The following is a 13932-nucleotide window of genomic DNA, read 5'->3' on the forward strand; positions in this document are numbered from 1 at the left end:
CAGCCCGAGACGATAGACGTCAAAAATTGAGATTATCCTACGACCTCAAAATCCCGCAGCGTCGACGATCCCCTCGTTGCAGCCAAAGGATGTCCGGCCCGCTCCCTGGATGAGATCGCCGAGATCCTTGCCCTTCCCATCCCTCGCATCCGCTGAAAGACCGATCGTCAGTTCGCTGATGACGCGGCTGTTGCCGGCGCGGCGGCAGCTCATCTTCACCCGGTCGCCGGCGCCGGGGCCGAAGCTCTTGTCGAATGCCGCCTTGATCGCGTCTCCTGATAGTGACTTGCCGATATTGGCGGCGAACAGTTCCTGCACGGCGGATCCGTTCAGGTCCTCGATCAGCCGCACGGCATCGCCGAAATAGGCGTCGGCGCTCATGCCGGTGCAGGTGCCGTGCTTGATCCATTCATGCCGCTCGAGCGCCGATTGCGTGCCGGGCATCACCTTGTCGAGCGATGCCTTCGTCTCGGCCGAGAGTTTCACCTCCGGCAGATCCCTCCAGTCGCCATCCTTGTCGGCGGAGCGATCCGCGTCGGAAACACCGCAGTAATCCTTGCGCATCGGCCAGAGCCCGTGCAGCGAGAAGTTCTTGGCGTCGTAGCGGTCGCTGCCTTGGCTGGCGCATTCGGCCTTGCGCTGGTTGGTCTGGCAGAAGGCCGGTTGCCAGCTGGCCGCGAGAATGAAGCGCGTGCGCCCGCCGCCCTCCTGCGCAAAAGCGGAGCCGGCCATGATCGACAGCAAGAACAATGCGATGACGCGAAAACCGAGATTGCCCATACCCATCCCCACAAGGAACAATTCATGAACATCAAAGCATGCGGCGCTTCGACAGGCAAGCGGCAAAACGAGGCAAGCGAAAATCTCCGGCACAACCCGCTCCGGCTGTTGCATTTGGCGGATGTTCTGGTCTTCTCCCGCCACGGAGGAAATCATGTTTTCAGAAACCCGGCGCCTCGATCATACAGGCGCTTCACTGGCCTATCACTATCAGCAGCCCGAAGGTGCCGAGCGCGGCATTCTGTTGATCAGCCACGGATTGGCCGAGCACTCGAAACGCTACCAGCGCTTCGCGGAAGCGATGGCCGCGCGCGGCTATCACGTCTACGCCCACGACCATCGCGGCCATGGCGAGACCACCGCACCGGACGCGCCGATCGGTCGCTTCGCAAGGCGTAATGGCGCGAACCTTGTCATCGGCGATATCGAGGCGATCCGCGACGAAGCGGCGACCGAGCATCCGGGCCTGCCGATCATCCTCTTCGGCCACTCCATGGGCGGGCTGATCGCGCTCAACGCAGCCGTCACCTACCCGCGAAAATTCGATGCCGTCGCCGTTTGGAACTCGAACTTCAATCCCGGCCTCGCCGGCCGCGCCGCGCAGGCGATCCTCTTGATCGAGCGCGCCCTGAAAGGCTCCGACGTCCCGAGCGACCTGTTGCCGAAGCTCACCTTCGGCACCTGGGCGAAATCGGTCGCCAACCGCCGCACGGATTTCGACTGGTTGTCGCGCGATCCCGAAGAGGTCGACAAGTATGTGGCCGATCCGCTCTGCGGCTTCGGTGCCTCCGTCTCGCTCTGGCTCGACGTCTTCGAACTCACCTTCCGCGCGCCGCAGAAAGAACATCTCGCCCGCCTGCCGACCGAGACGCCGATCCATCTGGTCGGCGGCGGCCAGGATCCGGCGACGGAGAATGGAAAAGCCATCCTCTGGCTCTCAAACCATTTGAAAACGCATGGCTTCTCCCGTATTAGCACTGAGATATATCAGGACATGCGCCACGAGACCTTGAACGAGATCGGCGCCGACGCGGCCATATCGGCATTCGCCGATTGGTGCGATCAGGCAACCGCTCGGCCCGTGAACGGCTGATCCCGGTCCCCTACCCTAATCAGAGAATTCCGTCATGAGCAGCAACGCGGCACCCGGCACCAGCAACACCCCATCGGAAGTGATGATGGGGCTGATCCTGATGTTCGTCTCGGTGCTGCTGTCGCCCATCATCGACATCTTCTCCAAGCTTGCGATCAGCACGGTCCCCTCCGCCCAGATCACCGCGGCGCGCTTCGGCGTGCAGGCGCTCTGCATGCTGCCCATCGTGCTCTGGCGCGGAAACCTCACCGACATCACCTGGAAGCAGAGCTTCTTCCACGCCATCCGCGGCGCCATCATCACCGTCTCGATGATCTCCTTCGTCACCGCGCTGAAATACATGGCGGTCGCCGATGCCATCGCCATCTTCTTCGTCGAGCCGATCATCCTGACGATCCTGAGCAGCATCTTCCTCAAGGAAAAGATCGGCTGGCGCAGATATACGGCCTGCGGCGTCGGCTTTTTCGGCGCGATCCTCATCATTCAGCCGAGCTTCCAGGAAGTCGGCTATGTCGCGCTTCTGCCCGTCGTCTGCGCGGTCTGCATCGCCATCTCCGCGATGATGAACCGGGCGCTGGCGCAGCGCGAAGACCCATGGGTCATGCAGTTCCACATGAGCCTCTGGGGCCTGCTCATCTGCACCGTCCTGCTCTATCTCGGCCATGGCAGCGGCTCCGATATCCTCGACCCCGTCATCCCCGACACCCGCGCCTGGCTCTATCTTCTCGGCGTCGGCGTCACAGCCGCGATCGCCGGCATCTTCGGCGTCTATGCCTACCGCTCGGCGCCGGCCTCGACGCTGGCCCCGCTGCAATATTTCGAGATCGTCTCGGCCACGGCCTTCGCCTGGCTGGTCTTCGGCGACTTCCCGGATGCGCTGAAATGGCTCGGCATATCCATCATCATGGGCTCCGGCTTCTACATCATCTGGCGCGAGCGCCGCTTTGCATCCAAGCCCGTATCCGATACATCTGAGGAGACGCGGGCACCCTGATCTGATCGTGGGAGGAACATGACGCAGACCCAGCCTAACAGAGCGCCGCTCGCAGGCATTCGTGTCATCGAACTCGCGCGCGTTCTTGCTGGCCCCTGGGCCGGCCAGATGCTGGCCGATCTCGGCGCCGATGTCATCAAGGTCGAAAACCCGGATGGCGGGGATGATACCAGACACTGGGGTCCCCCCTTCGTCGAGGGTGCCGATGGAGAGAACCTCTCGGCCGCCTATTACCACGCCGCCAATCGCGGCAAGCGCTCGATCACAGCGGATCTCCGCAGCGAGGAAGGCCAGGCGCTGGTCCGCCGGCTGGTCGCCACCGCCGATGTCGTCATCGAGAACTTCAAGCTCGGCGGCCTCGTCAAATACGGGCTCGACTACGAGAGCCTGCGCCAGATCAATCCCAAGCTCGTCTATTGCTCGATAACCGGCTTTGGCCAGACGGGCCCTTACGCCAGCCTCGCCGGCTACGACTACATCGTCCAGGGCATGTCGGGCTTCATGTCGATAACAGGCGAGCCCGATGGACAGCCGATGAAGGCGGGCGTTGCCATCGCCGATATCTTCACCGGCATCTACGCGGTCTCGGCGATCGAGGCGGCCCTCATCCACGCGCTGAAGACGGGCGAAGGCCAGCTGGTCGACATGGCGCTGCTCGATGTGCAGTCGGCCGTGCTTGCCAACCAGAACATGAACTACCTCATATCCGGCCGCCCGCCGACGCGCCTCGGCAATGCCCATCCCAACATCTCGCCCTACGAGGTCGTCCCGACCGCCGACGGCTACCTCATCCTCGCCATCGGTAATGACGGCCAGTTCCGCCGCCTCTGCGCCATTCTTGATCTTCCTGGCATCGCCGACGACGAACGCTTCGCCACCAACAAGGCCCGCGTCGCCAATCGCGACGAAGTCCGGCGGCTGGTCTCGACCGAAACGCTGAAATGGGCGAAGTCCGATCTTCTCTCAGCCTGCGAGGCGAACGCGGTCCCGTCAGGCGCGATCAACACCATCGAGGACATGTTCAACGATCCGCAGATTGTCGCGCGCGGCCTGCGCATCGATCTCGAGGATAGCGCCGGCACCGTCATTCCCGGCGTGAGGACGCCGGTCGTCCTCTCGCGGACGCCGCTCAGCTATGAAAGGCCCAGTCCGAGACTGGGAGAGCACCAGGAGGAGGTGCTCGCGGAACTCATCCAATGGGAGGGGAACAAATGAAACGGACAGGCGGAGAACTGATCGTCGAGGCATTGAAGGCAAATGGGGTGAAACGCCTCTCCTGCGTTCCCGGCGAGAGTTTCCTCGCCGTCCTCGACGCGCTCCATGACAGCGACATCGAGGTCATCGTCTGCCGCCAGGAGGGTGGTGCCGCGATGATGGCCGACACCTGGGGCCGGCTCACCGGCGAACCCGGCATCTGCATGGTCACCCGCGGCCCCGGCGCCACCAACGCGACGGCTGGCCTGCATATATCACGGCAGGATTCGATCCCGATGATCCTCTTCATCGGCCAGGTCCAGCGCGATGCCCGCGAGCGCGAAGCTTTCCAGGAAGTCGAGTTTCGCCGCGCGCTCACTGAATACGCCAAGTGGGTCGGCGAGATCGACGACGCGGCCCGCATTCCCGAATTCGTCACCCGCGCCTTCGCGCTTGCCACCTCCGGCCGGCCCGGCCCCGTCGTCCTGTCACTACCCGAGGACATGCTGCGCGACACGGTCGAGGCGCCCCGCGCCAGGCGCTACTCGCGCGTCGAAGCCCATCCCGGCCGCAGCCAGGTCGACGACTTCTATCTGCGTCTGCTGAAGGCCGAGCGCCCCATGGTGATCCTCGGCGGCTCGCGCTGGGATGCCGATGCGGTGGCCGACTTCAAGACCTTCGCCGAACGCTTCAGTCTCCCGGTCGGCTGCTCCTTCCGCCGCCAGATGCTGTTCGATCATCTGCACCCCGGCTATGCCGGCGATATCGGCGTCGGCATCAATCCCGAGCTGGCGCGGGAGATCAAGGAAAGCGATCTGCTGATCCTGCTCGGCTGCCGCATGTCCGAAATGCCATCCTCGGGCTATACGCTGATCGATATCCCCTACCCGCAGCAGCAGCTCGTCCACATCCATCCAGACCCGTCCGAGCTCGGCCGTGTCTATCGCCCGGATCTCGCCATATCAGCCAGCCCGCAGGACTTCGTCGCAGCACTTGCCGATCTCGAAGCACCCACGCAAGCGCGATGGGCGGACCGCACCGAGCGCATGCATCAATCCTATCTCGCCTGGTCGACACCGCCGCAAACGGGACCGGGCGACGTCCACATGGGCCCGATCATGGCGTGGATCGAAGAGAACACGCGGCCCGATGCCATCTTCACCAACGGCGCCGGCAACTACGCAACCTGGCAGCATCGCTACCACCGCTTCCGCCAGTTCAACACCCAGGCGGCCCCGACCTCGGGCTCCATGGGCTACAGCGTCCCCTCAGCCGTGGCCGCCAAGGCGCTGTTTCCGGATCGCGAGGTGATCTGCTTTGCCGGAGACGGCTGCTTTCTCATGCATGGCCAGGAATTCGCCACCGCCATCCGCTACAAGCTGCCGTTCATCACGCTTCTGATCAACAACGGCATGTACGGCACGATCCGCATGCATCAGGAGCGCGAATATCCCGGCCGGGTCAGCGGCACCGGCCTCACCAACCCCGATTTCGCGGCCCTTGCCCGCGCCTATGGCGGCCATGGCGAGACGGTGGAAAAGACCGAGGACTTCGCGCCCGCCTTCCAGCGCGCCCGCGAAAGCGGCCTGCCCGCTATCATCGATATCAAACTCGATCCCGAGGCGATCACGCCGACGCGCACGCTCTCAGAAATCGCGCAAACAAAAAGCCGGTGAGACCGTGAGCTGTCCCCGGACGCTGGAAAGATCCAGCGTCCGGGGCAGTTCACATGCTCACCGGCTCTCAAACCGCAATGGAAACGATCTTAGATCGCAGCCGTGACGATGAACTCGACCTTGTACTTCGGAGCGGCCAGCTTGGCTTCGCTGGTGGCGCGGGCCGGCGTGTTGGCCGGGTCGACCCAGGCTTCCCAGGCAGCGTTCATTTCAGCGAAGTCCGAGATGTCGGAGAGGTAGATCAGCGTCTGCAGGATCTTCGACTTGTCGGAGCCGGCAGCGGCCAGCAGGCGATCGACTTCGCCGAGCGCGTCCTTGCACTGGTCGGTCACGGTTGCGCCTTCGCCAACCTGGCCGGCGAGGTAAACGGTGTTGCCGTGGATGACCGCGCCGCTCATGCGGGCGCCGGCGTCGATACGCTTGATGCTCATGGTATTCTCCTTGTCATGATATGAAAGAGGCGCCGCACCTCAAGCGCAGCGCCGGACTTTACAGCCCGCGCCTTGGATCAGGTGCGGATGTGATGGGTCTTCTGGTAGATCGCCGTAGAGCGGGCGCCGGAGCGGCAGTAGCCGAGCATCGGGCGCGGGAATTCGTCGAGCGCGTCGACCATGCCGGCGACAGCCTCTTCCGTCACGCCCATGGGGCCGACGGGAACGTGGGCGATCTCGAGACCGAGCTCCTTGGCCCGCGCGGCGATATCGGCGAACGGGGTCTGGTCCATGCTTTCCTGGTCCGGACGATGGCAGACGATGGACTTGAAGCCCATGGCCTTGATCTCGTCGAGCTCATCGACCGTGATCTGGCCGGAAACCGAATATTCGTCGTCGATCTGGCGGATGTCCATCGCAAATACTCCTGAAATTATGGGCTGAATGACTACGCCGCCCGATCAATGCCGTCAACCGCGGATCACTGTGAAAACCGCCACTTAGACGAAAGCAAAGCTGAGCCCATACTCGCGGCTTTCGCCGGGCTTGAGCATGTTGAATTCGCCGGCTTCCTGAAGCTCCGCGCGCGGCACCCAGCGATGCGAGACCGGCTCGATGCCGAGCACATCGGCAGGCGCCGTCTGGTTGCGCCAGACCTGCAGATGCGGCAGCGTATCGACCTTCACCCGCACCCGCAGCGTCTTGCCTGATATTGCGGCCATCGGCCCGAGACGCACTTCCGCCAGGCCATCGCGTGTCGCCGGCGCTTCCACGCAGAAGATATCGCCGCCATCCTTGCCGAAGCGCCAGGGGAAGCCGCCACCCTCAAGCATCGCGCCTTCGAGCCGCGTGCTCTCGTCGAACCATTTGCCGCCGATATTCATATGATACATCAGGAACGTCGGCACGGTCTTGTCGCTGGTGTTGATCACCTTGTCCTTCAGATGCGCCTCGCCGGTCGTGCCGTCGATGAACCAGTGGCGCTCGATCCGGGCAGGCAGCCCTTCGACGATCACGATATCGATATCGGCGCGGCATTCGGCATTGCCGTTTTCGAACTTCGTCCAGACCACCTTGGCGGCATGGCCGGCGGCCGAGCCGTGCAGCGGAAACACCTTTCCGTCGGACCGGCCGGGGATCGGTTCGCGATGGCGGATGTGGTCAGGGCCGCAGGTAAACAGGAACCCCTGAACCGAATGCGAGATGCGCGCATCTCCGTCATCGGGAACGGCTTCCTTCGGCGCGATATCGATGCCCTCGACCACGCAGCCGCAGATATCCATCAGCGACGTCTCGTCCAGCATCAGCTTCGGCCCGGTCGCTGCGGCGAATTCCATCATGATCCCGTCTCCCCCTCAAAATGAACTTCCGTAGGGTTAGGCGGCACCCGCTGTTTCGTCAATCCAAGGTGTCGCCACCGCCAACGAGATTTTGATTGGAACCAGCTGGCCCTCTCAAATGTTTATGAGTAAAGGGAAATTTATTGGTTTTTTCATTTTTTGTTCAGCACGATTTCATAAATTCCACACTAGCGTCAAAATTCGCGGGTGTGTGTCGCCAAGTCACTGAAGGATACGAAGACGTGAATCGCTTTCTGAAATCGGCATTATCTGGGACCGTTATCGTGCTGGCCATGTCGGCTGCGGTTCACGATGCGTCCGCGCAACAATATCGCCGCCAGGGCAGCGTCGTCTTCGTCACGCCGAACGGCGAGATTCTCGATTACATGCCTCAAGGCAGCGGCTACACGCGCGATCGCGCCGGCAACCGCGTGCTGGTCGACGGCTACGGCAACATCATCGCCACCGAAGCGCGTTCGCGCGGCTACTATCCGCCGCCGCCCTCGCGCCAGGTCTACGGCCGCGATGCCTACAACAACGATCCCTATTACAGTGAAGACCAGTACGGCGACACGCGCTATTCAGAGCGCGGCGCGGTCACGGGCGCCATCCCGCGCGAGGCATCGATCGACCGCCAGCAGCTGGATCAGCCCTACCCGCAGAACGATGGCGACTACGCATCGATCGATCCTGACCAGCAGCAGCCGCAGGTCACCCAGCCGACCCGTCCGGCCGATCCCGTCATCACGCTGAAGAACAAGTCGAAATCCGAGATCGTCGCCCTGCAGGTCTTCCTCGACCGCGCTGGCGTTTCGCCCGGCGCCATCGATGGCCACATGGGCGCCAACGTCACCAAGGCGGTCTACGCCTATGAGCAGATGACCGGCGAGACGCTCGATCCGAACAATACCGACGCGATCCTCGAGCAGCTGCGCATGTCCGGCGGCCTGCCTGTCGTCAGCTACACCATCACACCCGCAGACGCGGCTGGCCCTTATGTCGCCGAGATCCCCGAGGATTATGCGCACAAGTCGCAGATGACCTCGCTTGCCTTCACCTCGGTAACCGAGGCGCTCGCTGAACGCTTCCACATGGACGAAGGCTTCCTGAAGGAATTGAACGCAGGCGCCGACTTCACCGTCCCCGGCACCATCATCAAGGTGGTCAATCCAGGTGAGGTGAAGACCGGCAGTGTGGCCCGCATCATCGCCGACAAGGGCAAGAAGCAGGTCTTCGCCTATGACGCCTCCGGCAACCTGATCTCCGCCTACCCGGCCTCGATCGGCTCCACCGACACGCCCTCGCCTTCGGGCACGGTGACGGTCGAGCGCGTCGCCTTCAATCCGGGCTATACCTACAATCCGAAGATCAACTTCCAGCAGGGCGCCAACGACAAGATCCTCAACATCCCGCCGGGCCCGAACGGTCCTGTCGGCACCGTGTGGATGGCGCTGTCGAAGCCGACCTACGGCATTCACGGCACGCCGGAACCGTCTAAGATCGGCCGCACCCAGAGCCACGGCTGTATCCGCCTCACCAACTGGGATGCCACCGAACTCGCCAAGATGGTCAAGCCCGGCGTCACGGTCGAGTTCGTCGACTGATAGCGTTAGTTGTTGCGGCGCGCCTGCTCACTGAAATAGACGAGCCGCAACAATTCAGACTGTGAATTGACCCCTGTCTTCGCAAACACCGACTTCAGCTGACTGCGGATCGTCTCGCGCGACCGATTGCTCTCAATGGCAATATCGGTGATCGACGATCCGTGCAGCAACCCCTGCATGATCTTGATCTCCGCTTTGGTCAGCCCGAACTTGCCTCCAAGCCCCGGCACATCCATCGCCACGGGCTTGGCTGATGGCTCGATGATGATCGCAATGCTCGGCGCATCGAAGAATTGAATGCGGGCACTCTTCTGCAGACGGACGAGGGTAAGCTTGACGCCGTTCACATCAAGCACCTGCTGCCGCTCGCCGTCACGCCATTGCGATAGCAATCGACCAAGGCACGCATTGGCGTCGGCATCGGCGAGCCAGACCTTTCCCTGCAGATCGAGCCGCACGGACCGCCCCTCGGTCAGTGCCTGCTCACCAACCGCGCTGGCCGACAGCAGCTTGCCGCCGTCCCCAACCAATAGGACGCCGACGCCGATCGCGTCGAACAGACGGCCACCGAGCTCATCCGCGCTCTTCTCGCCCTTTCCAGCCTCGAAATAGCGCACCGCCCGGTGCAGATGCGGCGCAAGCCGGGTGAAGGTATCGGCGTAAACCCTGTTGTCCTCCGGTCCGCCGTTTGCGATCGAACTCGAGATATTGAACATCCGGCCGTCTCGCTTGACCAGCGCCATGCCGATGGCGGTCTCGCCGCATTGCTTCCAGAAGTCGTTGTAGAACTCTGTCTTCACGAACTGTTCACGCGGCAGCAACTCCTCGGACAGGAAGCCCCGCCACATCGGCATCACGCTCATGGCCGGCGCCCAGGGGTTTATGCTCGCGAAATGATCGGAGTAACTTTCAACCCATTCATCGCTGAAACCCTTGTCTATATGAGACGCTCCCTCCGCCCGCATCGGGTCGTGGTAGAACAGCGTGGTCTTGCCGCCGGGAACGATCTCGTTCCACCGGCCAAGAAACATGTCCCAGGTCGCCTCGCCGAAAATGACACCGTAGATGGTGTCGACCAGACTGTCATAGGTATCTTCAGCGACGATCATTGTTCCCCCGGCAAGCGCCCGCACCGCAGGCGAGGATACCAGTGTAAAGCTTCTGGAAACAACGAAAATTACCCTTTTCGGGTGATACCCACCCGGGGGAAAAACAGGCACTGATGCAGAGATACATGGTCGCGTCGAAACGAGGAGACCGACCTTGCATCAATGAAAATGCGCCCCAGCGGACCGGGGCGCATTTTCAATCACAGAATGAGTGATCAGGCAGCCGAACGGATCAGCGGACCGGTCATGCGCGCCGCGGCCGGCAGTCTCACCGGCAGCTTGCGCATGATCTCCTCGGCGAAACAGAGCGCGTTCTCGCGCGCCTTGTCGAGGTTGCTGGCACGCGCCGGATCGAGCGTATGCAGCGTGCCGCCGCAATCGAAGATATCGCGGAAGGCCGAACGCTCGATGATCGCGGTATCGAGGACCGGCACCTGCCGCTGGTTGAGAAGCGTCTTCACAATCGCGAGCGCCCGCGTCGTTACCATCGAGTTGACGCGCGTCAGCACGACGGAGTGACCGATGCGGATACCCGCCTTCTCATCGAGATACTGCAGCAGTTCCAGCACCTGCGCCCCACCGCGCGCGTCCATGGCGCATCCCTGGATCGGGATCAGAACATGGTCCGAGAGACCGATTGCCGTGGCCAGCATCGGATTGCGGGCGCCCGGCAGGTCGATGATGAAATAGTCGGTGTTGTGCTTGTTCTCGGAGATATGCTGCGGCAGGGACGCCGAGGTCACGAAATCGATCACGGAGACGTTCGGCACGTGGCCGGAGATTTCGTGCCAGCGGGAAATCCAGTGCTGCGGATCGGCATCGAGGATGGTGACCCGGTAGCCCTTGCGGGCAAGCTCGGTGGCCAGCAACAGAACAGCGGTGGTCTTCCCGGCGCCGCCCTTGGTGTTTGCAAATGTGATGACTGCCATGTTCGTTCCTCGGGGGAAATGTCGCGAGCCGGGATCGCTCTGTTGCGCACATCGGGATGCATCGTGCGGTTACTGCATCCTTTCCAAACATGGTTAACAATATCTAAACAAGGCATCCAAAATCCCGGTCCGCATTTCTTGCAGCAGCCATCGCCACTTCGCCTGAACGCCCTGCGCCACAACGAAAAAGACCCGGAAAGCGCAGTGCTTTCCGGGCCAAATCTCAGGTCCGCATTTTGTATCAGAAGCAGTCCTTGAAAAGCGCCTTGGTGTTCTCGAGCGTCATCGCGACAGGGTTTCCGCCAGCGCTCGGGTCTTCGATCGCCATCGCCGAGAGTTCATCGATTCGATCCGGCTTGATCCCCATCGCCGAAAGGCTATCGGGTACGCCCAGTTCGGAACGCAGCTTCAGCACGTAATCATAGAACCCGTCGAAGCCGCCTGCGATGCCGAGATAGGCGGCCGCACGCGCGATCTTATCTTCGATGACGGCGCGGTTGAAGCGCAGTACCGCAGGCATCACGACCGCATTGGTCATGCCGTGGTGGGTGTTGTAGACGGCGCCGATCGGATGCGACAGCGCATGGATGGCGCCGAGCCCCTTCTGGAACGCGACCGCGCCCATCGCGGCGGCCGACATCATGTTGGCGCGGGCTTCGAGATCCGTGCCTTCCTTATATGCGCGCGGCAAGAACTCCTTGACCAGCCGCATCCCCTCAAGCGCGATGCCGGCAGACATCGGGTGGTAGAAGGGCGAGGAATAGGCTTCCAGGCAATGCGCGAAGGCATCCATGCCGGTGCCTGCCGTGATGATCTTCGGCATACCAACAGTCAGTTCCGGATCGGCGATGACGACGCCGGGCAGGAACTTCGGATGGAAGATGATCTTCTTCACATGCGTTTCGGAATTGGTGATGACGCTGGCGCGGCCGACTTCCGAGCCGGTGCCCGCCGTCGTCGGCACCGCCATGATCGGCGCGATACCCTCGACCGAAGCGCGCGTCCACCAGTCGCCGATGTCCTCAAAGTCCCACACGGGACGCGTCTGGCCGGCCATGAAGGCCACGCACTTGCCGAGATCGAGGCCCGAGCCGCCGCCAAAGGCGATGACGCCGTCATGGCCGCCATCCTTGAACGCCTTGACGCCGGCGGCAAGGTTTTTCTCGTTCGGGTTCGGATCGACATCGGCGAAGATCGCGCGGCCAAGCCCGGCCGCTTCGAGAATGTCGAGCGCGTTTGATGTGATCGCCATCGACGCCAGACCGCGATCGGTGATCAGGAGCGGCTTCTTCATGCCGAGGCTCTTGGCGGCGTCCGCAAGTTCCTTGATCCGGCCGCGGCCGAGCTTGAATGAAGTCGGGTAGCTCCAGTTGGCTGTGATATGCGCGCTCATGCTGTCACTTTCTTCAGATGGTAGGATTTCGGACGCGTCAGGTTCTGGAAGCCGATGATCGACAGCGAGCCGCCGCGGCCGGTTTCCTTGACGCCGGTCCAGCACAGTGCCGGATCGAGATAGTCGGCGCGGTTCATGAACACGGTGCCGGTTTCGATCTCGCGGCCAAGCCGCCCTGCCCGTTCCGCATCCTTGGTCCAGAGCGAGGCCGTCAGCCCGTACTGGCTGTCGTTCATCAGCGCCAGCGCCTCGTCGTCGCTCTTCACCTTCATGATGCCGACGGCGGGACCGAAGGTTTCCTCGCGCATGAAGGCCATGGAGTGATCGACATTGACAAGGATCTGCGGCGCGAGATAGGCGCCGCCATCATCCTGAGGGAACAGCTTCGGATCGACCAGTGCCTTGGCGCCCTTCCCGACCGCATCGGCGATCTGCTCGCGCACGACCTTGGCGAAACGCTTGTTCGCCATCGGGCCGAGCGACGTTTCCGGATCAAGGGGATTGCCGAGCTTGTAGTTCGACACCCATGCGACCGACTTCTCGACGAAGCTGTCATAGAGCGATTCATGCACATAGATGCGTTCGATCCCGCAGCAGCACTGCCCAGAATTATAGGTCGCGCCGTCCATCAGCGTATCGACCGCCGCATCGAGATCGGCGTCTTCCATGACGTAACCAGGATCCTTGCCGCCGAGTTCGAGGCCGAGACCGGTAAACGTGCCTGCAGCCGCCCGCTCCATCGAGCGCCCGCCTTCGACAGAACCGGTGAAGTTCACGAAGTTGAAGCTGCCGGCCGCGATCAGCGCCGAGGTCGTCTCATGGTCGAGAACCACGTTCTGGAATACATCATCGGGAACCCCGGCCTCCACGAAGGCCTGCACCAGCCGCTCGCCGACGAGAAGCGTCTGCGAGGCGTGCTTCAAGACAACCGTATTGCCCGCCATCAGCGCCGGCGCAATCGTGTTGATCGCGGTCATGTAGGGGTAATTCCATGGCGCGACGACGAAGACGACACCATGCGCCTCGCGCTCGATGCGGCGCGCGAACTTGTCGCTCTCTTCAACAACCAGCGGCGCCAGCGCATCGGCCGCGATCGAGGCCACGTAGTTGGAGCGCTCGTTGAAGCCCTTGTACTCGCCGCCATAGCGGATCGGCCGGCCCATCTGCCAGGCAAGCTCGGGAACGACGACGTCGGACATCTCGTTCAGCCGCGCAGTACCCTTCAGCACCAGCTGGACACGATCTTCCAGCGGCCGCTTCGCCCAGGCCTTCTGCGCCTTTCGCGCCCGCGCCACGACCTCCTTCGCCGCCTCAAGCGGCAGCGCCGGACGCTCGGCGTAAACCGATCCGTCGATCGGCGATATGCATTGAATTACAGTCATTTCCAAA

13 protein-coding genes are annotated in these 13932 nt (G+C 62.4%); 5 read left to right on the forward strand and 8 right to left on the reverse strand.

The features are described 5' to 3' along the window. Window positions 1-45 precede the first annotated feature (45 nt). Window positions 46-780, reverse strand: coding sequence for a ribonuclease T2 family protein (locus ACODTZ_RS15130; protein WP_489026649.1), 735 nt, complete (start codon window positions 778-780; stop codon window positions 46-48). A gap of 154 nt (window positions 781-934) precedes the next feature. On the opposite strand from ACODTZ_RS15130, the gene ACODTZ_RS15135 reads away from it, so the two are divergent. Genes ACODTZ_RS15135 through ACODTZ_RS15150 form a run of 4 tightly spaced genes read left to right on the forward strand, consistent with a single transcriptional unit; the run spans window position 935 to window position 5737 of the window. Further along, window positions 935-1873 carry an alpha/beta hydrolase gene (locus ACODTZ_RS15135; protein ID WP_489026650.1) on the forward strand — a complete coding sequence of 313 codons (939 nt, stop codon included), beginning with the start codon at window positions 935-937 and terminating at the stop codon, window positions 1871-1873. A 34-nt stretch (window positions 1874-1907) separates the two neighbouring features. Next, window positions 1908-2867 (forward strand): DMT family transporter, encoded by a 960-nt coding sequence (locus tag ACODTZ_RS15140; RefSeq protein ID WP_489026651.1) that lies wholly within the window; start codon window positions 1908-1910, stop codon window positions 2865-2867. Between the two features lie 18 nt (window positions 2868-2885). Then, entirely contained in the window at window positions 2886-4082 is a 1197-nt protein-coding gene (caiB, locus tag ACODTZ_RS15145) for a succinate--glutarate CoA-transferase (protein WP_489026652.1), read from the forward strand. After that, window positions 4079-5737 (forward strand): thiamine pyrophosphate-binding protein, encoded by a 1659-nt coding sequence (locus ACODTZ_RS15150; protein WP_489026653.1) that lies wholly within the window; start codon window positions 4079-4081, stop codon window positions 5735-5737. Before caiB ends, ACODTZ_RS15150 begins: the two co-directional genes overlap by 4 nt. Window positions 5738-5826: 89 nt before the next feature. Here the strand turns inward: ACODTZ_RS15150 and ACODTZ_RS15155 are convergent, their stop codons facing one another. The 3 genes from ACODTZ_RS15155 to ACODTZ_RS15165 form a co-directional block, all read right to left on the reverse strand. Further along, complete coding sequence (locus ACODTZ_RS15155; protein ID WP_112427250.1) at window positions 5827-6168, reverse strand: RidA family protein; 342 nt, start codon at window positions 6166-6168, stop codon at window positions 5827-5829. 77 nt (window positions 6169-6245) lie between these two features. Beyond that, a complete protein-coding gene (locus tag ACODTZ_RS15160) occupies window positions 6246-6584 on the reverse strand; it encodes a protein tyrosine phosphatase family protein (protein WP_018897535.1) in 339 nt (112 codons plus the stop codon). A gap of 84 nt (window positions 6585-6668) precedes the next feature. Next, on the reverse strand, window positions 6669-7508 hold the full coding sequence (locus ACODTZ_RS15165; protein WP_489026654.1) for a DUF4432 family protein: 840 nt from the start codon (window positions 7506-7508) through the stop codon (window positions 6669-6671). Between the two features lie 242 nt (window positions 7509-7750). On the opposite strand from ACODTZ_RS15165, the gene ACODTZ_RS15170 reads away from it, so the two are divergent. Further along, window positions 7751-9112: a L,D-transpeptidase family protein gene (locus ACODTZ_RS15170; protein WP_489026655.1), complete on the forward strand. Its 1362-nt coding sequence runs from the start codon at window positions 7751-7753 to the stop codon at window positions 9110-9112. A 5-nt stretch (window positions 9113-9117) separates the two neighbouring features. Here ACODTZ_RS15170 and ACODTZ_RS15175 read toward each other — a convergent pair whose 3' ends face one another. The 4 genes from ACODTZ_RS15175 to ACODTZ_RS15190 form a co-directional block, all read right to left on the reverse strand. Continuing rightward, on the reverse strand, window positions 9118-10221 hold the full coding sequence (locus ACODTZ_RS15175) for a helix-turn-helix transcriptional regulator (RefSeq protein ID WP_489026656.1): 1104 nt from the start codon (window positions 10219-10221) through the stop codon (window positions 9118-9120). 215 nt (window positions 10222-10436) lie between these two features. Next, on the reverse strand, window positions 10437-11150 hold the full coding sequence (locus ACODTZ_RS15180) for a ParA family protein (RefSeq protein WP_018897531.1): 714 nt from the start codon (window positions 11148-11150) through the stop codon (window positions 10437-10439). Window positions 11151-11391: 241 nt separating this feature from the next. Next, window positions 11392-12543 (reverse strand): iron-containing alcohol dehydrogenase, encoded by a 1152-nt coding sequence (locus ACODTZ_RS15185; RefSeq protein ID WP_489026657.1) that lies wholly within the window; start codon window positions 12541-12543, stop codon window positions 11392-11394. After that, window positions 12540-13925 carry an aldehyde dehydrogenase family protein gene (locus ACODTZ_RS15190; protein ID WP_489026658.1) on the reverse strand — a complete coding sequence of 462 codons (1386 nt, stop codon included), beginning with the start codon at window positions 13923-13925 and terminating at the stop codon, window positions 12540-12542. The genes ACODTZ_RS15185 and ACODTZ_RS15190 overlap by 4 nt, the downstream gene beginning before the upstream one ends. Window positions 13926-13932 lie beyond the last annotated feature (7 nt).

It is taken from the genome of Rhizobium sp. FG113 (assembly GCF_057809895.1).